The 18,854-nt window shown below is 40.2% G+C and carries 24 protein-coding genes; 16 read left to right on the forward strand and 8 right to left on the reverse strand.

Going from position 1 to position 18,854, the window contains the following annotated elements:
- Nucleotides 1-154 precede the first annotated feature (154 nt).
- From panB to HNQ85_RS02315, 7 genes are all read left to right on the forward strand, one after another.
- Entirely contained in the window at nucleotides 155-994 is an 840-nt protein-coding gene (gene panB, locus HNQ85_RS02285; protein WP_181535816.1) for a 3-methyl-2-oxobutanoate hydroxymethyltransferase, read from the forward strand.
- Complete coding sequence (gene panC / locus HNQ85_RS02290) at nucleotides 991-1,839, forward strand: pantoate--beta-alanine ligase (protein ID WP_181535818.1); 849 nt, start codon at nucleotides 991-993, stop codon at nucleotides 1,837-1,839. Before panB ends, panC begins: the two co-directional genes overlap by 4 nt.
- Nucleotides 1,840-1,852: 13 nt before the next feature.
- The gene (gene panD / locus HNQ85_RS02295; RefSeq protein ID WP_111643991.1) at nucleotides 1,853-2,236 is read left to right on the forward strand and encodes an aspartate 1-decarboxylase; all 384 of its coding nucleotides are present in this window, start codon (nucleotides 1,853-1,855) and stop codon (nucleotides 2,234-2,236) included.
- A gap of 237 nt (nucleotides 2,237-2,473) precedes the next feature.
- Entirely contained in the window at nucleotides 2,474-5,257 is a 2,784-nt protein-coding gene (gene dinG, locus HNQ85_RS02300) for an ATP-dependent DNA helicase DinG (RefSeq protein ID WP_181535820.1), read from the forward strand.
- A gap of 289 nt (nucleotides 5,258-5,546) precedes the next feature.
- Nucleotides 5,547-5,717, forward strand: coding sequence for a YpmA family protein (locus tag HNQ85_RS02305; protein WP_181535823.1), 171 nt, complete (start codon nucleotides 5,547-5,549; stop codon nucleotides 5,715-5,717).
- Nucleotides 5,718-5,728: 11 nt separating this feature from the next.
- A complete protein-coding gene (locus HNQ85_RS02310) occupies nucleotides 5,729-6,205 on the forward strand; it encodes a cell wall elongation regulator TseB-like domain-containing protein (protein WP_181535825.1) in 477 nt (158 codons plus the stop codon).
- 21 nt (nucleotides 6,206-6,226) lie between these two features.
- Complete coding sequence (locus HNQ85_RS02315; protein WP_181535828.1) at nucleotides 6,227-7,414, forward strand: pyridoxal phosphate-dependent aminotransferase; 1,188 nt, start codon at nucleotides 6,227-6,229, stop codon at nucleotides 7,412-7,414.
- A gap of 54 nt (nucleotides 7,415-7,468) precedes the next feature.
- Here HNQ85_RS02315 and HNQ85_RS02320 read toward each other — a convergent pair whose 3' ends face one another.
- The gene (locus HNQ85_RS02320; RefSeq protein ID WP_181535830.1) at nucleotides 7,469-7,684 is read right to left on the reverse strand and encodes a hypothetical protein; all 216 of its coding nucleotides are present in this window, start codon (nucleotides 7,682-7,684) and stop codon (nucleotides 7,469-7,471) included.
- A gap of 170 nt (nucleotides 7,685-7,854) precedes the next feature.
- Here HNQ85_RS02320 and asnS point away from each other — a divergent pair, with 170 nt between their 5' ends.
- From asnS to HNQ85_RS02340, 4 genes are all read left to right on the forward strand, one after another.
- Entirely contained in the window at nucleotides 7,855-9,147 is a 1,293-nt protein-coding gene (asnS, locus tag HNQ85_RS02325) for an asparagine--tRNA ligase (protein WP_181535832.1), read from the forward strand.
- Nucleotides 9,148-9,377: 230 nt separating this feature from the next.
- Nucleotides 9,378-10,085 (forward strand): DnaD domain-containing protein, encoded by a 708-nt coding sequence (locus HNQ85_RS02330; protein ID WP_181535834.1) that lies wholly within the window; start codon nucleotides 9,378-9,380, stop codon nucleotides 10,083-10,085.
- 93 nt (nucleotides 10,086-10,178) lie between these two features.
- Nucleotides 10,179-10,850: an endonuclease III gene (nth, locus tag HNQ85_RS02335; protein ID WP_181535836.1), complete on the forward strand. Its 672-nt coding sequence runs from the start codon at nucleotides 10,179-10,181 to the stop codon at nucleotides 10,848-10,850.
- On the forward strand, nucleotides 10,825-11,355 hold the full coding sequence (locus HNQ85_RS02340; protein ID WP_343046471.1) for a YpoC family protein: 531 nt from the start codon (nucleotides 10,825-10,827) through the stop codon (nucleotides 11,353-11,355). The genes nth and HNQ85_RS02340 overlap by 26 nt, the downstream gene beginning before the upstream one ends.
- 46 nt (nucleotides 11,356-11,401) lie before the next feature.
- Here the strand turns inward: HNQ85_RS02340 and HNQ85_RS02345 are convergent, their stop codons facing one another.
- Complete coding sequence (locus HNQ85_RS02345; protein WP_181535840.1) at nucleotides 11,402-14,134, reverse strand: transglycosylase domain-containing protein; 2,733 nt, start codon at nucleotides 14,132-14,134, stop codon at nucleotides 11,402-11,404.
- A 67-nt stretch (nucleotides 14,135-14,201) separates the two neighbouring features.
- The gene (recU, locus tag HNQ85_RS02350) at nucleotides 14,202-14,819 is read right to left on the reverse strand and encodes a Holliday junction resolvase RecU (RefSeq protein ID WP_409994107.1); all 618 of its coding nucleotides are present in this window, start codon (nucleotides 14,817-14,819) and stop codon (nucleotides 14,202-14,204) included.
- Between the two features lie 284 nt (nucleotides 14,820-15,103).
- Here recU and HNQ85_RS02355 point away from each other — a divergent pair, with 284 nt between their 5' ends.
- Nucleotides 15,104-15,358, forward strand: a complete 255-nt coding sequence (locus tag HNQ85_RS02355) for a hypothetical protein (protein ID WP_181535844.1) — start codon at nucleotides 15,104-15,106, stop codon at nucleotides 15,356-15,358.
- 35 nt (nucleotides 15,359-15,393) lie between these two features.
- On the forward strand, nucleotides 15,394-15,768 hold the full coding sequence (locus tag HNQ85_RS02360) for a YppE family protein (protein ID WP_181535846.1): 375 nt from the start codon (nucleotides 15,394-15,396) through the stop codon (nucleotides 15,766-15,768).
- 115 nt (nucleotides 15,769-15,883) lie between these two features.
- Here the strand turns inward: HNQ85_RS02360 and HNQ85_RS02365 are convergent, their stop codons facing one another.
- Both HNQ85_RS02365 and HNQ85_RS02370 read right to left on the reverse strand, forming a co-directional pair.
- Nucleotides 15,884-16,054, reverse strand: a complete 171-nt coding sequence (locus HNQ85_RS02365; protein ID WP_181535848.1) for a hypothetical protein — start codon at nucleotides 16,052-16,054, stop codon at nucleotides 15,884-15,886.
- A 179-nt stretch (nucleotides 16,055-16,233) separates the two neighbouring features.
- A complete protein-coding gene (locus HNQ85_RS02370) occupies nucleotides 16,234-16,434 on the reverse strand; it encodes a YppF family protein (RefSeq protein ID WP_181535850.1) in 201 nt (66 codons plus the stop codon).
- Nucleotides 16,435-16,604: 170 nt separating this feature from the next.
- Here HNQ85_RS02370 and HNQ85_RS02375 point away from each other — a divergent pair, with 170 nt between their 5' ends.
- Nucleotides 16,605-16,958, forward strand: a complete 354-nt coding sequence (locus tag HNQ85_RS02375; protein WP_181535852.1) for a YppG family protein — start codon at nucleotides 16,605-16,607, stop codon at nucleotides 16,956-16,958.
- A 93-nt stretch (nucleotides 16,959-17,051) separates the two neighbouring features.
- Here HNQ85_RS02375 and HNQ85_RS02380 read toward each other — a convergent pair whose 3' ends face one another.
- Both HNQ85_RS02380 and HNQ85_RS02385 read right to left on the reverse strand, forming a co-directional pair.
- Nucleotides 17,052-17,306: a sigma-G-dependent sporulation-specific acid-soluble spore protein CsgA gene (locus HNQ85_RS02380; RefSeq protein WP_181535854.1), complete on the reverse strand. Its 255-nt coding sequence runs from the start codon at nucleotides 17,304-17,306 to the stop codon at nucleotides 17,052-17,054.
- The gene (locus HNQ85_RS02385; protein ID WP_181535856.1) at nucleotides 17,306-17,485 is read right to left on the reverse strand and encodes a hypothetical protein; all 180 of its coding nucleotides are present in this window, start codon (nucleotides 17,483-17,485) and stop codon (nucleotides 17,306-17,308) included. The genes HNQ85_RS02380 and HNQ85_RS02385 overlap by 1 nt, the downstream gene beginning before the upstream one ends.
- Before the next feature lie 134 nt (nucleotides 17,486-17,619).
- Here HNQ85_RS02385 and HNQ85_RS02390 point away from each other — a divergent pair, with 134 nt between their 5' ends.
- On the forward strand, nucleotides 17,620-17,769 hold the full coding sequence (locus HNQ85_RS02390) for a hypothetical protein (protein WP_181536518.1): 150 nt from the start codon (nucleotides 17,620-17,622) through the stop codon (nucleotides 17,767-17,769).
- Between the two features lie 110 nt (nucleotides 17,770-17,879).
- Here the strand turns inward: HNQ85_RS02390 and HNQ85_RS02395 are convergent, their stop codons facing one another.
- Nucleotides 17,880-18,353 (reverse strand): Hsp20 family protein, encoded by a 474-nt coding sequence (locus HNQ85_RS02395; RefSeq protein WP_181535858.1) that lies wholly within the window; start codon nucleotides 18,351-18,353, stop codon nucleotides 17,880-17,882.
- A 267-nt stretch (nucleotides 18,354-18,620) separates the two neighbouring features.
- On the opposite strand from HNQ85_RS02395, the gene HNQ85_RS02400 reads away from it, so the two are divergent.
- A complete protein-coding gene (locus HNQ85_RS02400; RefSeq protein ID WP_181536519.1) occupies nucleotides 18,621-18,812 on the forward strand; it encodes a hypothetical protein in 192 nt (63 codons plus the stop codon).
- Nucleotides 18,813-18,854: the final 42 nt, after the last annotated feature.

Consider the following 18,854-nt stretch of genomic DNA (forward strand, 5'->3'; position numbering starts at 1 on the left):
CTGCCTTGATCCAAAATAACGGACTGGGACAGAGGGATGAAGTCAACCGATATGTGTGAGTACGTCCTTCTTTCTCAACAGCAGGAAAGAAGGATTTTTTATTCATCGTGTCTTCGGTGATTCATTTCCTCTGATAAAAGAGGAGGTATCATGAATGAAAACAAAAAACGATTTTTTAAAGATGAAAGCAAATAACGAACCGATTGTCATGTTGACGGCTTATGACTATCCGTCAGCAAAGTTGGCAGAAGCAGCTTCTGTCGATATGATTCTTGTTGGTGATTCTTTAGGAATGGTTGTGCTTGGATATGACTCAACGATTCCTGTCACAGTCGATGATATGATTCACCATACGAAAGCGGTTCGCCGAGGAGCACCAAATACGTTTATCGTTACTGATATGCCGTTTATGTCGTATCATATTTCGAAGGAAGAAGCGTTGCGAAATGCTCAGCGCATTATGCAGGAGACAGGAGCGAACGCGGTCAAAGTAGAAGGAGCAGACCAAGTATTAGAAGTCATTGCTGCGTTGACGCAGGCAGGCGTACCGGTTGTTGCTCATTTAGGGCTGACGCCGCAATCCGTCGGTGTGTTAGGTGGCTATAAAGTGCAGGGAAAAGATGCAGAAAGCGCACGAAAATTAATGGAAGATGCAAAACGGTGCGAACAAGCCGGAGCGATAGCACTGGTATTAGAGTGTGTGCCGAAGCAGTTGGCAGCGGCAATAACAAGAGAGCTTTCTATCCCAACAATCGGTATTGGGGCGGGAGACGAAACGGATGGCCAAGTGCTCGTCTTTCACGATGTTCTTGGCTATGGTGTGGAGCGAGTGCCAAAGTTTGTCAAAAAATATGCGAACATTCAAGAGACGATTATACAAGCATTATCAAGTTATGTTACAGAAGTGAAATTCCGTAAATTTCCTGAATCAAGTCATATGTTTACAATGAAAGAAGAAGAGTTAACAGCATTGTATGGAGGAAAAGAACAATGATTGTCGTAACGAACATTCACGATATGCAGCAAAAAATGAACCAATTTCGACTACAAGGAAAAACAATCGGCTTTGTGCCGACAATGGGCTATTTACATGAAGGACATGTGGCGCTCTTAAACGAAGCACGCGAACAAAATGATATTGTTGTTTTAAGCATTTTTGTCAACCCGCTTCAGTTCGGTCCGAACGAAGACTTTGATCGCTATCCTCGCGATATTAAGCGCGACGAAACCATCGCCAAAGAAGCTGGAGTCGATGTTCTCTTTTATCCAGATGTAGCTGAAATGTATCCACGTCCTTTGAGCATTAAGACCGTCGTTACTGAACGTGTGGATGTATTGTGCGGGAAATCAAGACCAGGTCATTTTGATGGGGTCGTGACAGTGTTGATGAAACTATTTAATATCGTTATGCCGCATCGTGCGTATTTCGGTATGAAAGATGCGCAGCAAGTAGCCGTTGTTGATGGACTCATTCGCGATTTTAATTTTCCAATTGAACTTATACCTGTTCCAACGGTTCGTGAAGAAGACGGCTTAGCGAAAAGTTCACGCAATGTCTATTTATCCGAAGAGGAGCGGAAAAAAGCTCCGGCTCTATATGAAGCATTACAAAAGGCAAAGGCAGCCGTTGAAGAAGGAGAAAGAAGTCCGGTCGTGATTCGAAATCTTGTGATTGATTATATAAAAACACATACTCATGCTGAAATTGATTATGTGGAGATTTATTCCTATCCTGAACTCAAACCGATACAAGTACTTTCTGGAAAAGTGATTATTGCTGTTGCTGTTCGGTTTACAAATGCCCGTCTCATTGATAATATTACACTTGATGTTAAATAGGAGGGATTTATTCATGTTTCGTACGCTCATGAATGCGAAAATTCATCGCGCTCGCGTTACGGAGGCAAATTTGAATTATGTTGGAAGCATTACGATTGATGAAGATATTTTAGATGCTGTCGGCATGGTAGCAAATGAAAAAGTGCAAATTGTTAACAACAATAACGGAGCGCGTTTTGAAACATATATTATACCTGGAGAAAGAGGAAGCGGTGTGTTTTGCTTAAATGGCGCTGCTGCTCGTCTTGTACAGAAGGATGATATTATTATTGTTATTTCTTACGCGCTTGTACCGGAAGAAAAAATCGCCGAGCATCGTCCCAAAGTAGCGATTATGGATGAAAATAATAAAATTAAACAGTTAATTGTGCAAGAACCGGCTGCGACAGTGTTATAATAGAGGCTGACTTACAAGAGGCTGACCCGAAAGCAAGTGTCAGAACCCACCACCATAATATATAGGACATAACAATGGCTAAAAACACTATATATTGTGAGTTACGCGTGAGGTCAAACACTTATGGGTCAGTCCCTTCTTTGAGTCAGTCTTTTTTCTTTCTTCAATGTTAAAATGTCAATTAGAAATGGTTTAGAAAGTGACTGTTTCTCTGTCAATGAACATCGAGGTGGAACAATGAATCGACGCTTTGTAGTGATTGATTTAGAAACAACAGGAAACTCTCCACAAAATGGGGATCGCATTATTCAAATTGGAATGGTTGTTATTGAAAATGAACAAATTGTCGAACGGTTTTCTAGTTTTATTGATCCTGAGCGCACTATTCCGGCGTTCATCCAGCAGCTAACAGGAATTGATGAAAAGATGATTCAAGGAGCACCACGTTTTCAAGAGTTGGCTCCAAAAGTAACAAAGCTGTTGGAAAAGTCGTATTTTGTAGCACATAATGTGTCATTTGACTTAAGTTTTTTACAAGAAGAACTGCAAATGGCAGGATTTCCGATTTTCGATGGACCGAAAATTGATACGGTAGAGTTGTCTCGCATTTTAATTCCGACAATAGAAAGCTATAAATTAAGCGAATTAGCGCAAATATTAAAGCTGCCGCATGAAAATCCGCATCAAGCAGACAGTGATGCTGAAGTAACAGCAAAACTGTTTTTAGCGTTGCTTGAGAGGCTCAAATCATTGCCGATAGTCACATTGCAGCAATTGCAGCGGCTATCGACATATTTAAAGAGCGATTTGTATCATTTATTAGATGAAGTAATTGGCGAAAAATTTTTGTCATTAAACGATGAGCGACAATTTCATTTTTACCAAGGAATTGCTTTAAAGAAGGAAACATCGGCTTTGCCGAAGGAAACATCGAGTTATAGCGGAGCCTCGTCTTTTCAACAGTTTTCTGAGCGTTTTCAATCGATCCCAATTGCCGGATACGAACACCGGTTAGGACAATGGGAAATGATGAATGATGTGAACGAAGCATTTGAAACATCGCAGCATGCTTTAATCGAAGCGGGAACAGGGATCGGCAAATCGTTAGCCTACTTAATCCCAAGCCTATTTTTCGCTTATGAGCATAAGAAGCCTGTCGTCATTAGCACTCATACATTGCAGTTGCAAGAGCAGCTTATCGAACGCGATATTCCGGTGCTGCGAAACATTGTTTCTTTTCCATTCAAAGTTGCCGTGTTGAAAGGGAAACGTAACTATCTTTCTCTTCGAAAATTTATTCGCTTTCTTCATGAACAAGATAAAAATTATGATACGGTATTAACGAAATGCCAATTGCTTGTTTGGCTGACAGAAACGGAAACAGGCGATGTCGATGAGTTAAACTTGCCATCGGGTGGAAAATTGATTTGGTCTACTTTACAAATTGACAATGATGATGAGCCAGTGAAAGATATTGACTTTTTTCAGCGGGCTAAAAAACGGGCGCTTGATGCTCATCTCATCATTACAAACCATGCCTTTTTACTGCAAGACTTAACAGGGGAAACGCCTTTATTGCCGGCGTATGAGTATTTGTTAGTCGATGAGGCACATCATTTGGAGGACGTAGCAGCCAATTATTTCGGACAGCAAGTAAGCTATGTGACAATTCGCCAATTATTGCGGCGAATCGGCAGGTCAGAAGAAGATGGGTGGCTGGCGAAGTTAAAAACGGTTTGTACCAAATTAGAAATGGGCGTTGAAAGAATTTTTATTGAATTAGATCAAATCATTGCTGAATTGCAATTTGAATTTGATGAGTGGTTCCGCATGATTCGCCGTTACGTGATGCAACGAAAAAACGAAAAGAATACCGTCCGTATTCGCTATCGCTTTCAGCCGATGACAGAAAAAGGAAATCAATGGAAGGCGATTAACGAGTTGCTATGGCGTTTAATCGATCGTACAAATGAACTAATTACAAAATTAAATGACCTGCAGATGATGTTGCGGCAGAAAGAACGAGAAATCGAACGTTTATCGTGCGAATTTGTGTTTGATTATTTTACGGATACGGTTGCTTTCGCTAAAATGACAGAAGCATTACAACATTTATTGTTAAGCGATGATGATCTCGTTGTTCGCTGGATGGAAGTGGATGTGAAAGGGGCAGCCAATGCGATAACGATTTACTCTCAGCCGATTCAGTTAGAAGAATTTTTTGCTGAGCGCTTATTTGCTAAGAAAAAAAGTGTTGTATTAACTTCTGCGACGCTTACGACAAATGGAACGTATTCTTATATTATTTCGCGGCTTGGATTAAATGATTTTTATCCGAAGTGCATAACAATTCCGTCTCCGTTTAATTATAAGGAACAGGTAAAATTAATGATTCCAAGCGATTTGCCGTCCATTTCTGATGTTTCTTTAGAGGAGTACGCTCATTCCGTTGCGATACAACTCATTGAAATTGCTGAACGCACAAATGGAAAAATGCTTGTGTTGTTTACCTCATACGAATTATTAAAATTAACTGCTTCGATGATGAAAGAAATGAACATAGACGAACGTTTTGTGCTGATCGCTCAAGGTGTAAGCAGCGGTAGTGCAGCGAAGCTTACGAAAAGCTTTCGGCAATTTGACCAAGCGATTTTGTTTGGCACGAGCAATTTTTGGGAAGGAGTGGACCTTCCAGGAGACGAGCTTTCATGTATCGTCATTGTCCGCCTGCCATTTGCTCCCCCGGACGACCCGGTGATCGAAGCAAAATGTGAACAAATTCGTGCACAAGGGGGCAATCCATTTTATGACTTATCGTTGCCTCAAGCGATTATTCGTTTTAAGCAAGGGTTTGGACGCCTCATTCGTTCAAGTCATGATAAAGGGGTTGTTTTCGTCTTTGACCGGCGTTTAACGACAGCTTCCTATGGAAAATACTTTTTATCATCATTGCCTCCGCTTCAAGTGCATGAGGGACCTTTACATTCGCTTTTAACAAAGCTTGAACAATGGCTTTCTTAGAACGGTAAAAAAGGCTGTCTCATGAGGAAATTGCTTGCCCTTTTTTGAGACAGCCTTCCTTTAAAGGTGTAGGCGGGGGAATTTTTTATCAATTACATTTTTCAAATAAGCAACGGACCTGTTATAATATAATGGAAAGATGGGGCTGACAGACCCTTCAATCACCATGTACATCATCTTTTATGGTGTGTAAGACCAAGACTTTGATGAGACAGCCCCATTTATAGTGTGGCCATCGTGTTATTTCTGTATAAGTAACAAAATTTGTGTGATGTGGAAGGAGAGAGTTATGGAAAGCAAAATCGAAGTATTAGCAACCGTCAAGATTCAGCATTCACCAGATTTATATAAAATTGTCGATTGTTTAAACCGCACATTAAAAAAAGAAGATTTAATGTTTGGTTTGGCATTGGACGAAAACGATAAAGAAAAAGCAATATTTACAATTTACCGTACATAAGATGTGATGTTATGAAAAAGTGGGGCATCATTCTTTTTGTGTTTATATGTATGATGATTTGGCAAGCAGTCAATGTATATAATGCGGCACTAGAACCGAAGCAGCTTGCCGAATCCAAAGCAATGAAGCGTGCCGTAAGTGAAGTCCATTTTACCGATATTGAAGAGATTTACACATATTATGGGGATCAAGCATATGTTGTCATCGTTGGAACGAACAGTGAAAAAGAAAAAGTGGCTGCTTGGGTGCCAGAAAAAACGGGCAACGTAATCGTCAAAAAGATAAAAAGCGGAGTATCGAAACAAGAGGCAATTGCGAAGTTAAAAGCGGAACGAAATCCGAAAGAAATTATTTCCGCAAAACTCGGAATGGAAAAAGGAGTACCTCTTTGGGAGCTTACATATATCGACGATGATAATCGTTATTCATTTTATTATTTAAGCTTTAAAGATGGTACTTTTTTAAAACGATATAGCTTCCAACAATAACATTTCAGGGGGAAAGGGATTATGAAATTAGCGAAACGCGTTGCGTCACTCACACCATCAACGACACTGGCGATTACGGCAAAAGCAAAAGAATTAAAAGCAGCCGGGCACGATGTGATCGGTTTAGGAGCTGGCGAGCCTGATTTTAACACGCCGCAACATATTATTGATGCAGCCGTAAAAGCGATGAATGAAGGACATACGAAGTATACACCATCCGGGGGATTGGCTGACTTAAAAGCGGAGATTATTAAAAAGTTTAAGGAAGACCAAAACTTAGGTTATGAGCCTTCGGAAATCATTGTATGTGTTGGTGCTAAACATGCTTTGTATACGTTATTCCAGGTCATTCTTGATGAAGGCGATGAAGTGATTATTCCAACACCTTATTGGGTAAGCTATCCTGAACAAGTCAAACTTGCGGGCGGTGTCCCTGTTTATGTGGAAGGATTAGAAGAAAATGAATTTAAAATTACCCCAGAACAATTGCAATCTGCGATAACAGAGCGCACGAAAGCGGTTATTATCAACTCGCCAAGCAATCCGACTGGTATGATTTATACGAAAGAAGAATTAGCTGCTTTAGGCGAAATTTGCTTAAAGCATGATATTTTAATCGTGTCGGATGAAATTTATGAAAAATTAGTGTATGATGGACATAAACACGTTTCCATCGCGCAAATTTCACCTGAATTAAAAGAACAGACCATCATTATTAACGGTGTTTCCAAATCCCATTCAATGACGGGATGGCGAATCGGATATGCGGCTGGTAATAAGGAAATTATTCGCGCGATGACCGACTTGGCAAGCCACAGCACATCCAATCCGACATCAATCGCCCAGTACGCCACGATTGCTGCTTACAGCGGTTCACAGGAAACGGTTGAAGAAATGCGCCAAGCCTTTGAACAACGGTTAAATATTATTTATGAAAAATTAATTCAAATCCCAGGTTTTTCATGCGTCAAACCACAAGGTGCGTTTTACTTATTCCCTAATGCCAAGGAAGCAGCAGCTTTAGCGGGATATCATAACGTTGATGAATTTGTGGCAGCATTGCTTGAAGAGGCGAAAGTAGCAATTGTGCCTGGCTCAGGATTTGGTGCACCTGATAATGTTCGCTTGTCTTATGCAACTTCACTTGAATTATTAGAAAAAGCGATCGAACGTATCAAACAATTTATGGAACAAAAAATGAATCGTTAAAAGGATCCAAAAAGCGGTTTCGTTCAAAAACGGAGCCGCTTTTTCCGGTGGTGATTACGTGTGAGACGGTCTATTTGTCCACGAGAGCTGAACACGGCGCTTCCGCTTTTCTTCTTTTTGTCTAGCTCGGCTCGCAACGCCTTGTGGAAAATAACCTTCCTCTGTCGAAATGCAAGCATTTCTCGTCGGAAGAACATTTTCCTTTGGCGTTAGGCGCTCGCCTCCGCTTTTCTTGATGTCTAGCTCCAGCGGCCTAGCTCTCTGTGCCAAATAACCTTCCCCCTTGAGGTGACAAGCACCTCTGCGGGTGAAGAACATTTGGCTTCGAGAGCTGAACACGGCGCTTCCGCTTTTCGTTCTTGCTTGATTTTTTGTCGAAAGGTATAATATAAATTATGTACATAGCATAGTTTTCGAAGATTTGTTGGAGGGACTTGTACGTGAAAACAACAATTGCTGAAGTAAGTAAATATGTAGGGCAAGAAGTAACGATTGGTGCATGGCTTGCGAACAAACGTTCAAGCGGGAAAATCGCGTTTTTGCAATTACGCGATGGGACAGGTTTTATTCAAGGTGTTGTTGAGAAATCGCAAGTGAGTGAAGAAGTATTTAAAATGGCTAAGTCGATTACTCAAGAGACATCTTTGTATGTAACAGGTACGGTTCGCGTTGATGAACGTTCTCCGTTTGGCTATGAATTATCAGTAACAAACTTAGAAATTATTCACGAAGCTGTGGATTATCCAATTACTCCAAAAGAGCACGGTGTTGAATTTTTAATGGACAACCGTCATTTATGGCTTCGTTCCAAACGCCAGCATGCGATTATGAAAATTCGCAACGAGGTCATTCGTGCTACATACGAATTTTTTAACAATAACGGTTTCGTAAAAGTAGATCCACCAATTTTAACAGGCAGTGCTCCAGAAGGAACAACAGAATTATTCCACACGAAATACTTTGATGAAGATGCTTATCTTTCTCAAAGTGGTCAGTTGTATATGGAAGCAGCGGCGATGGCGCTTGGGAAAGTGTTCTCGTTTGGACCGACATTCCGCGCGGAAAAATCGAAAACGCGCCGTCATTTAATTGAGTTCTGGATGATTGAACCGGAAATGGCGTTTTATGAATTTGAAGACAATTTAAAAGTACAGGAAGAATATGTGTCACATATTGTTCAATCTGTTCTAAAAAATTGTCAGCTTGAATTGAAAACGCTTGGACGTGACACATCTAAGCTTGAACTTGTAAAACCGCCGTTCCCACGCATTACATATGATGAAGCGATTAAACTGCTTCATGAAAAAGGATTTAATGATATCGAGTGGGGAGACGATTTTGGTGCCCCGCATGAAACGGCGATTGCAGAAAGCTTTGATAAACCAGTATTTATTACGCATTACCCAACAACATTAAAACCGTTCTATATGCAGCCGGATCCAAAACGTCCAGATGTCGTATTATGTGCTGATTTAATTGCACCGGAAGGATATGGAGAAATTATCGGCGGCTCAGAGCGTATCCATGACTATGAATTGTTAAAGCAGCGCCTTGAAGAGCATAACCTGCCGATGGAAGCATACAAGTGGTATTTAGAATTGCGCCAGTATGGCTCAGTTCCTCACTCTGGATTCGGTTTAGGACTTGAACGCACGGTTGCTTGGATTACAGGTGTAGAACACGTTCGGGAAACGATTCCATTCCCTCGTTTATTAAACCGCCTGTATCCGTAATTGCACAAACATGAGGCTGTCTCAAACATAATGGTCAGGCCCCTCAACTACAATATATATGGGCAATGGAGAAAACGCCCTTAAATATTGTAATGGTTCGAGGGAGTCAGCCCTTGATGAGACAGCCTCTTTCTTGTCTATGAAGCGTTGATTTTTTTGAAAAAATAAAATAGCAAGTAACATCCGGGTGTCAAATGTTCATGCTATACTTATAGTTGAGGTGTGTTCCAATGAACAAAGAAAAAATGGCGGAATGGTTGGCTGAAGGAAGCATTGCAATTCCGAAGTTGCTGTTGAACCATTACAAAAAAATGGGGCTGACGGAAACGGAGTTTATGTTATTGCTGCATATTCATTCGTATATTGAAAGCGGAGTATTGTTTCCGACTCCGGCGCAAATTGCTGAGAAAATGACGATTAGTCCTGCTGAATGCATGGAAGGAGTAAGACGACTTATCCAAAAGGGATTGCTTGCTATTGAGGAGCATGTCGATGAGCGTGCCATTCGCATTGAAAAGTATTCGCTGAAGCCTCTATGGGAGAAGCTCGTTCACCATCTTTTATCGGAAGCATTTTATGGAGAAAAAGAGCGCTATGAAGAAGAGGAAAAAAGCTTATATACGATGTTTGAGCAAGAGTTTGGCCGGCCGCTTTCTCCGTTTGAGTGTGAAACGTTAGCAATGTGGATGGACCAAGATGGACATGATCCTATGATTATTAAAACAGCCCTTCGGGAAGCTGTATTATCAGGGAAATTGAATTTTCGCTATATTGACCGCATTTTGTTTGAATGGAAAAAGAACGGTATTCGTACGATTGAACAGGCGCAAAGTTACGGAAAGAAATTCCGCAAACACCAACAATCAGCAAAGCAAGCGCAAACGCAAGGAGAATATAAACGCACAGTTCCTTTTTATAATTGGCTGGAGCAGTCTTGAGCGAGAGAAAAACGTCTCTCGTTTTTTCTGTGGAATTAGGCTTTGGAACTCACAACTGGTTTCTCTGTATAAAAAAGCAGGAAGGGGATTGTTTTGCTTAATAAACAACAAATTCGTTATTGTCTAGATAAGATGGCACAAATGTTTCCGAATGCTCATTGCGAGCTTATACACAGTAATCCGTTTGAACTTCTCATTGCGGTTGTATTGTCGGCACAATGTACGGATGCACTAGTAAACAAAGTAACAAGGCAGCTATTTCAAAAATATAAAAAGCCGGAGGATTATTTAGCAGTTTCTTTAGAGGAGCTTCAGCAGGATATCCGCTCAATCGGTTTATACCGCAATAAGGCGAAAAATATTCAAAAACTTTGTCAGATGTTACTCGAGAAATATAACGGCGAGGTGCCTAAGGATCGCGATGAGTTAATGAAACTGCCAGGAGTTGGGCGAAAAACAGCCAATGTTGTTGTTTCCGTTGCTTTTGGAGTGCCAGCCATTGCGGTTGACACTCATGTAGAGCGGGTCAGCAAACGGTTGGGGTTTTGCCGCTGGAAAGATTCTGTGTTGGAAGTGGAAGAAACGCTCATGCGGAAAGTTCCGAAAGAAGAATGGTCCATTACGCATCATCGCATGATTTTTTTTGGACGCTATCATTGTAAAGCGCAATCACCGCAATGTCATGTGTGTCCGCTGCTTGAATTATGTAGAGAGGGAAAGAAGCGGATGAAATCAAGAGGTGATCATCTTGCGCGTACCGAATGAGTTTGTCCATCCATTGTTTTATCGGGAAGGAGAAACGATTGAAACAACCGAGTTAGCGCCATTTCCGCTGATGATGAAAAAGTTTTATTTTTATTACGATATTCTTGCATGTAAAGAATTTGTGGAAAACGAGCCGTGGAAGGATATCGGGCAGTCGATACCAGCTGTATTGCAGCTATGGAAAGAAAAAAGAGAGCAACTTGACATCCTTTTTCAAAATCGTGATCGAAAAGCCGCAAGAGAACCAATGACTCGGGCGATATCATACTTCATGGCATGTTTATATTGGTTAAATGGGACGCGGGTCAAAGGCATTGCCAATTGGGAAAGAGAAGTCAATACATTACGAATCAAGCCGATGAATTGTGTTGAGCGTCTACAGTTTATCTTTGCAAAATGTGATTTATACCACTCTTTTATCCAGTTGGGAGAATTGTTTAATGAGCTGACCAAACTTTATTACAAAAACTTGGCTATTAGCAAAAAGGGGCTATCTCATTATTGATGAGATAGCCCTTTTTTAGTGGAGAGAAGACAATTAATTATTTACTTCACTGCTGTTGTTCTACGCTTCCAGAAGCCCTCGGTCTATTAGGGAGATTATTTGTACCTGGTTCCGTCCCTGAATTATTACCGCCGTCTCCTGTGCCTGTGCCATTCCCGTTATTATTTCCTGGCGGTGGAGTAGTTGGGTCTGGTTGCGGTGGTGTTGGTTGGTCATCATGATCCCCAGGTTGTTCGCTATTATTTCCGTTACCTCCATTGTCTTCATCTCCGTCGTCATCCTCATTTCCGTTTCCGTTAGGCTGTCCGTTATTGTCTAAATTGTTATCAGGTGAATTATCATCAGGTACATTGTCCTCAGGTGATGGCTGTTCTTCTGAATCATTATTTTGGTCATCGGTGTTTTCTCCTGGGACAGTGACAGTTGTTGAGACAGTTTCACTGCGTTGTTGTTCTTTCTCATGAACGGCAGTTACTTCGAACGTATAAACAGCGCCTGGAGTTGGTCCAGTCAGCGTTAATGCTAAATCGGAAGCGGTGAGAACTTGCGATTCTCCCTTGTCATTTGTAATACGAACCTCAAAAGTAACGTCTTCTAATTTTTCGCTATTATAGCCCCATGATAAAGAAATGGAATTAGTAGCAGCATCATAAACTGCTTGCAGATTCGTTACAGGGCTTAATGGTTCAGGCTTATCTTCCGCTACTTTAGTAGGTTCTGCACCTTTGACAAAGCATTCATAGACAATTTCTGTTTCAGGCGTATATTTGCTGGCAATCATCGGAGGATTTGTTCCAATTTTAATCGGCAGCTTAACAACACTTTTCGGCATTTTGAAGTCTCCGCCTTCGCCGTTGTCAACGTGGCTAATTACTTCTCTAAACAGTAAGCGCGGAATTTTTTGTTCTCTCGTTGATAAATACGCTTCATCGCTGCGCTTGCTGAATCCGGTCCACACAGCGGCTGTGTAGTTCGGTGTATAACCGACAAACCAGCTATCTGGAACAGCTCCTTCCGGCAAGCCGAACTTTTGTCTTGTTTCTTTATCGTAGTTAGTTGTTCCTGTTTTTCCTGCAATATGCAAGCCAGGAACGTTGGCAAGTCTACCCGTACCTACACTTGATTTCACGACGGATTTTAACATATCTGTGATCATGTACGCCGTATAGTCTTTCATCGCTGCTTTTGGTTCAGGCGTTAAATCGATTTCTGTGTTGTCTGGGAAGACAATTTTTTTGACAGCATGAGGCTTAATGTACACTCCATTATTGCCGAAAGCGCTATAAGCACCTGCCATTTGCAATGGAGAAACTCCGTCTCTTAAACCTCCGACTGCATATGACTCATATATTTCGTCGAGCCCCATGCCTAGTTTATTCGCAAATTTTTTCGCGCGTTCTAAGCCCACTTCCTGTAACGCTTTTAATGCTGGAATGTTACGTGACTTAGCTAGGGCGACTCTCATTGACATTTGTCCCTCGTATGAACCGTCCCAGTTTTTAATTGGTGTTCCATCGGAATAAGAGTACGGTTCATCAACAAGCTGATGGTATGTCGACCATTTTAAATACTCGATGGCTGGACCGTAGTCAAGAATCGGCTTAATGGTCGAACCAGGCTGACCGACTTTTTCTGTCGCGAAGTTAAATCCGAACGCGACTCCGTCTTTATCGCGTCCGCCGCCAAGAGCGCGAATTTCTCCCGTTTTTGTATCAAGAAGGGCAATGCCTGCCTGTAAATCTTTTTTGTCTGTGAAATATTCGTCAGAGTTTAATAAGTCTTCGACATATTGTTGTGCATCAGGGTCTAATGTGGTGTAAATTTTTAAGCCGTCCTCGAAAACGTTGACGTCTGCTTCGTCAGTTACTTCTTTAATGACTTGATCGATAAATGCATCGTATGGAATAGCCGTATCTTGTTTATATTCTGCAAGCATCGATTTGACAGGTATTTTTTTTGCTTTCTCTGCTTCTTCTTTTGTGATAAACCCGTGTTTTTCCATTAAAGATAATACAACATTGCGCCGTTTTTCTGCAGCTTCCGGGTGTTGGTATGGATTATAATTGTTTGGACTTTGCGGTAAACCAGCGAGCAATGCTGCTTCCGCAAGGGTTAAGTCATTCAAATCAGTTTTATTGAAATAAAACTCTGCTGCTTTTTTAACTCCGTAGATACGGTTGGAATAATAAACTTTATTTAGATACATTTCTAGAATTTCTTGTTTCGAATATTTTTGTTCAAGGCGAAATGCCAGCCATGCTTCTTGAGCTTTCCGTTTTAACGTTTTTTCTGGAGATAAAAACGAAAGCTTAACAACTTGCTGGGTAATGGTACTAGCACCTTCTGCCCCAAATCCTTCTTTCACGTTGGCGATCACAGCGGCACCAAGACGGATAAAATCGAGACCGTGATGTTCGTAAAAGCGCACGTCTTCTGTCGCTAATACAGCTTCCTCTAACACTTTCGGTATTTCTTTATAGGAAATGTAAGTTCGCTTTTCCCCACCGCTTCCGAGTTCAGCAATTTTATTGCCATTCATATCGTAGATGGTTGATGATAGAGGATCTTTTATTTTTGCTTCATCAAGCGGTGGAGCATCCATGACAAAATAGGCAAATGTAGCGATGCCGCTAACCATGCCGATAGTTCCTAATAAAAGCAATGACAATACTAATTTTTTCAAGAAAGAACCCTTCTTTTGTTTTCCTGATTTCTTTGGTTTAGATTGCTGCTTTTTTGCTTGTTTACGTTCTACACGAGAACGATATTCCTCTGTCATAAGCCAATCCTGCCTTTCTAATATTTGAAAGATTAATTTTGCGCTAACGGTCCGTTATAATTCACTCTTAAACGGACGCCTCGTTAAAGTAGACTTTTTCTACTATTTTAATATAATCAATCGGTGGTTGATAGCCAAGCGAAATGTAATGGCCGTATTGTTCGACTTCATGCTTGGCAATCGATTTTCGGCCGCCAGTTTGATGGCGATGCCAAAACGTGAGCAAGTGTTTCGCATCCAGAAGATATGTTTCATTTAATGTAGTAAACCGTAAAATCACAAAACAAATGCCGTCGTGTTCAAGAATTTGTTTCATATGATGAATTTGGTGTTCATGGAAGTTTTGCAGCGGGAACGCTGTTTTATTCCGCGTTTCTTTTGCTTCAAAATCAATATATCTTCCTCTATATATTCCGTTATAGTCGGTAGTGGATGCCTGTTTAAAATAAGCCTCTTTAATGACGGCAGCGCTCCGCTTTGGATAGTCAACATGAACGATTTGGATAGGAGTTGGCTTTTTATGAATAACAGCAATGCCATGCTCCCGATAAAATTCATTCGTAGCATTCAAGTCGTTTTCTAGTGTCATTCCGCGATTTGCGTAATTTGTTTCAAGCGGAGAAGCAGGCTTCGCTTGGTTATTTACCTGATGATAAACTCTTCCCCCGGGATATTTGAACATCACGGCTCATCTCCTTTGAATGCCTATAATTATATCACAGCACGGGAAAAATGGAATGTAAATCATTTGGCAGTTAACGAAAAATACTGTCACAGTAATAACGGTTACCATAAGACAAGCTTTTTTGTCAAAAATATTTATACGAGGTGTTATTTGTCGAAACGCCGCGATATGAAAGAGTATACCACTTTCTTTGCCGAATACCTTCTAGTTTTGTCGTCTAGGCAGGGAGGGAAAAGGAAATAGCGAATTTTAATAGCCAAAGAGGGATTGGGGGAGGAGAAAAGATGGAAATGCGCTGGGTGAAAAAGGAAGAAGTAGAAAAGCAGTTGAATGAGATTTTTCAATTAATGCAGGAGATTGATTATAAAATGGATGATATCATTCACTCTGTTATTGTAGAACATTGCAAACAAAAAGAAGCACATATTCATGAATTGACAAAACGGTTGGAAAAGGTGGAAAATCATTTAGACAGCGAAACAATGAAACAAGCAGATGTTTTTCAAAACACTGTCCCGCTGTCGGCATTCAGTTCATAACTTCAGTTATTGCTAAACAACATGAGGTGATATCATTGAATCAACAACTTCGACAACTTACAGAGAATCTGCTTGAGTATAATCATCGCATGCTGGTCATTGCCGAACAGACACAGCATAGCAGCAATGAGTCTGATTTTTTTGGCACGGTAAAACCGTTTGCCGATGAAGTAAAACAAGTCACAGATACATGGAAAGCCATAGCGTTACAATGGGTGCACCATGAGAAACCGAAACATATATACCCTCTGCAAATTGAAGCAGTGAGTGAAAACATCGAAAAATTATCGGTTGAAATCTTTTACCCAACAGTAAAATTGCATAGAATCAAGCAGTTGCATCAGTCGATTGAGTATACATTGATGCTTATCATTGAACGTCTACAGGAAATGCCCCCGCAAAAGAAATGAGCAGGGGTCTTTTTATTTCGTATCATAAAATAAAGGGAGGTTTTTTCATGTAAGAATTTTCCTCCCTTAATTCAGCGGTGTTTGTGCATATTGTTCATGAAACGATGTGCAAACGCTACAAATCTTTTTCTACGTTAATGGAAACAGGACGATTTTCTTCACTTGCGGCAGGTTCAATCGCAAACTCAACTCTTTCCGTGTTTTTTGGAGGAACATTTGTGCCGTACTTTGGTTTTTCTTGTTTATGTCCTTTACGTTTATGGTTAAAATGAACGCCTCTACCCATGATGAACGCCTCCTTTTCTTTTTTACTATGGCATTTCTGGAGTATGAATATACATAAAAAGGGTCTGACTCTAAAGAAAGTGTCAGATCCCATATAGTACATAACGTTAGATAAGAATACTATATATGATGGATTTCGCGTGAGATCAGACACTTTTAAGTCAGCCCCTTTATTGCTACTTATAAGCCAACATATTCACCTTTATAGTGGGGAGTACATGCCCCTGCTGCTTCTAATTCGCGAATGATATCGCGGTATTGGGCAATTGTCATTTGTCCGCGAAGGTAAGCTTGTCTTGCGAAATCAAGTAATTCGTTAACATCGGCCGGCTCATAATTTCTGACGGAAATAAAATTCATTTTTAATTCCAGTACATTCACGTACAACTCCCCCTTACTTCCTTTTTATCCATCTTATCATAAAAGTAAAGAATTTATGTAAATTCAAAAAATTGAAACTTCCGACAATTCGTGACATATTTTTTATTTCACCTTTTTGAGGTAAATGTCATACATTGATAGCAGCCTAACTTTCGGGGGAGGAATTTTCAATGTATCGTTATCCACAATCCGGCATGTTTCCAGCGCCTTCATCAGCTTTCCCGTATTATGATGTATCGCATCCTTGGCACATGCAGCAAGCATTTCCATATTATCAAGGACCTCCATATCATTCAATGTGGCAGCAACCTTCTGCTTCACCGTATCCAACTCCTTATCCGAAGCCGTATTCGCCAATCAAGCCGCAAGCGCCTGGATGGCAGTCCATCATGTCGCAGTTTAAAACAAAAGATGGAACATTTGATATTAATAAAATGATGAATACAATGGGGCAGATGGTGAATGCTGTCAACCAGGTAGGCTCAATGATTAAAGGGCTGTCGCAAACGTTTAAAATTTCATGATATGGTTATAGACGAGAGCTGGTGTTAGGCATATTGCGGAGATAAAAATGTCATCATTGACGAAAAAACCGCGGTATGTCGTTCACCGCGGTTCTACAATAAAAGCTCATAAACTTCATTCAATTGATATACACGCTCAAAATCTTGCTCATCCATCGCATATTTTATTTCATCCGGAAGAATGCGATCTAAAAACGCGACTTCTTTTTGTGATAAATCACGGACAAACTCTCCTTCATTTCTATACGGGTTCCTTATCAACTTATGATAAATGATACGAGGAGTTTGATCATGGTGTTCTGTATAATTCGATAAAATCTCACGTAAATAAGCTAACGTCTTTTCCACTATTTTTTCTCCTCCTCAAAAAATGCTTTCAATTCTTCACTGGCTTTATTTCCTTTGTCAATGTATGGATTTTCTTCTGTTATTGTTTGTGGGTCTAAGTTCGTTTTGATGACAAGCTTCACTTCCGTCGACGGTTCAGCAATGATTCGGTGAAAACTTCTGTCTTCATGCTTATCCATTTACAACACCTCCTAGAACTAGAGTGACGAAACAAAGCGGAAAGTATGTATGAGTGAAACGGAAGAATTTGTGAGAGTAAACATAGATGAGAACGTGTAAACTATTGAATGAAAATCATTAAAAGAGGTGAGAAATGATGACAAACCGCAATGATAATCGCGAACGAAAAAACAAATATCCGAACAATAAGCTAAGCAATGAATTTGCCAAAGAATTCAACATTCAAAACGATCCGACGCCAGAGGAAAATGCAAAATACGGCAGTAAATCTCATAAAAATTAAGGCTGCCTCAATCAGTGTCTGATCTCACACATCATAATACATTGTTTATGGTGGTCGTGTGGTCTGACACTTTACTCGAGGGCAGCCTCGTTTATTGATTTGTTCTACGTTTAGTTTTCTTCCACATCAATCAATTTTCGTCGCTGTGGGAAACGAATGACTAATTTTCCATCGTGAAGCGATGCTTTTATTTCTTTTTCTGAAACTGGGTAAGGCAATGGAATCGTTCGTTTAATATTTTGATAAGTTTGTTTTTTCTGATAAGTGTGAGACTGTTCATTTACTGATTCAATCGTTTCATTGTTTTTCACAGTCAAAATTAAATGATCGTCAATAAACTCTAATTCAATTTGATTGCTCTTTACATTCGGAAGATGAGCGGTAATGATGTATTCTTGTTTTGTTTCATGAACGTCAATTGGGATATATGTTTGCTTAAACGTCTGCTGGAAATAGTCATCAAGCGTTTCCAGCATTTTTTGCAATGGGCGCTCATCGAAAAATTCCTCGACTATGTCCAACAAATGTTGAAGCGCATCAGTGTCTTGTTTCTTCTTGATTGGTGGTTGAAATTGTTCACTCACAACAGGCAACTCCTTTCATGACCGTTCATCAGATTTTCAATTTAGTCTATGCATCAACCATAAAAAAGTGACTTTATAAAAATAAATGAAACTTTTTTCGTTCAAATACGTCTTATTAAAGTAGAAATGGAAAAGAGAAGCTGTTTAAAGAACAAAGGTCAAAATTTCACTATTATTTGCGAATTTTATAATGGATTTGAAGCAGAAGATGTTGGTAGGACATTTGTACATATGTTTCAAATTTATTGATGAAAGGTGAGAGAAATCTTGGATCATTTCCAACGAGAGGAAGTTGCAGAAAAAAATCGGGTTCGCCGTGTTGTGGAAAAGTTTAAAAAACGCGGAATTAATATCAGTGCTTGCAAGCCAAGAGCAGCTATGTCTTTATCAGTGGCAAGTGCATTTGACAACACGAAAAAGATGTTTTGTTGCGGTGAGTTTAGCGAAAATTTTTACTAGATAAATGAAAAATTTATGCTATAATAAAAATAAGTTAATATT

The organism is [Anoxybacillus] calidus (assembly GCF_013760845.1).
GTDB classification, from domain to species: Bacteria; Bacillota; Bacilli; order Bacillales; family Anoxybacillaceae; genus Paranoxybacillus; species Paranoxybacillus calidus.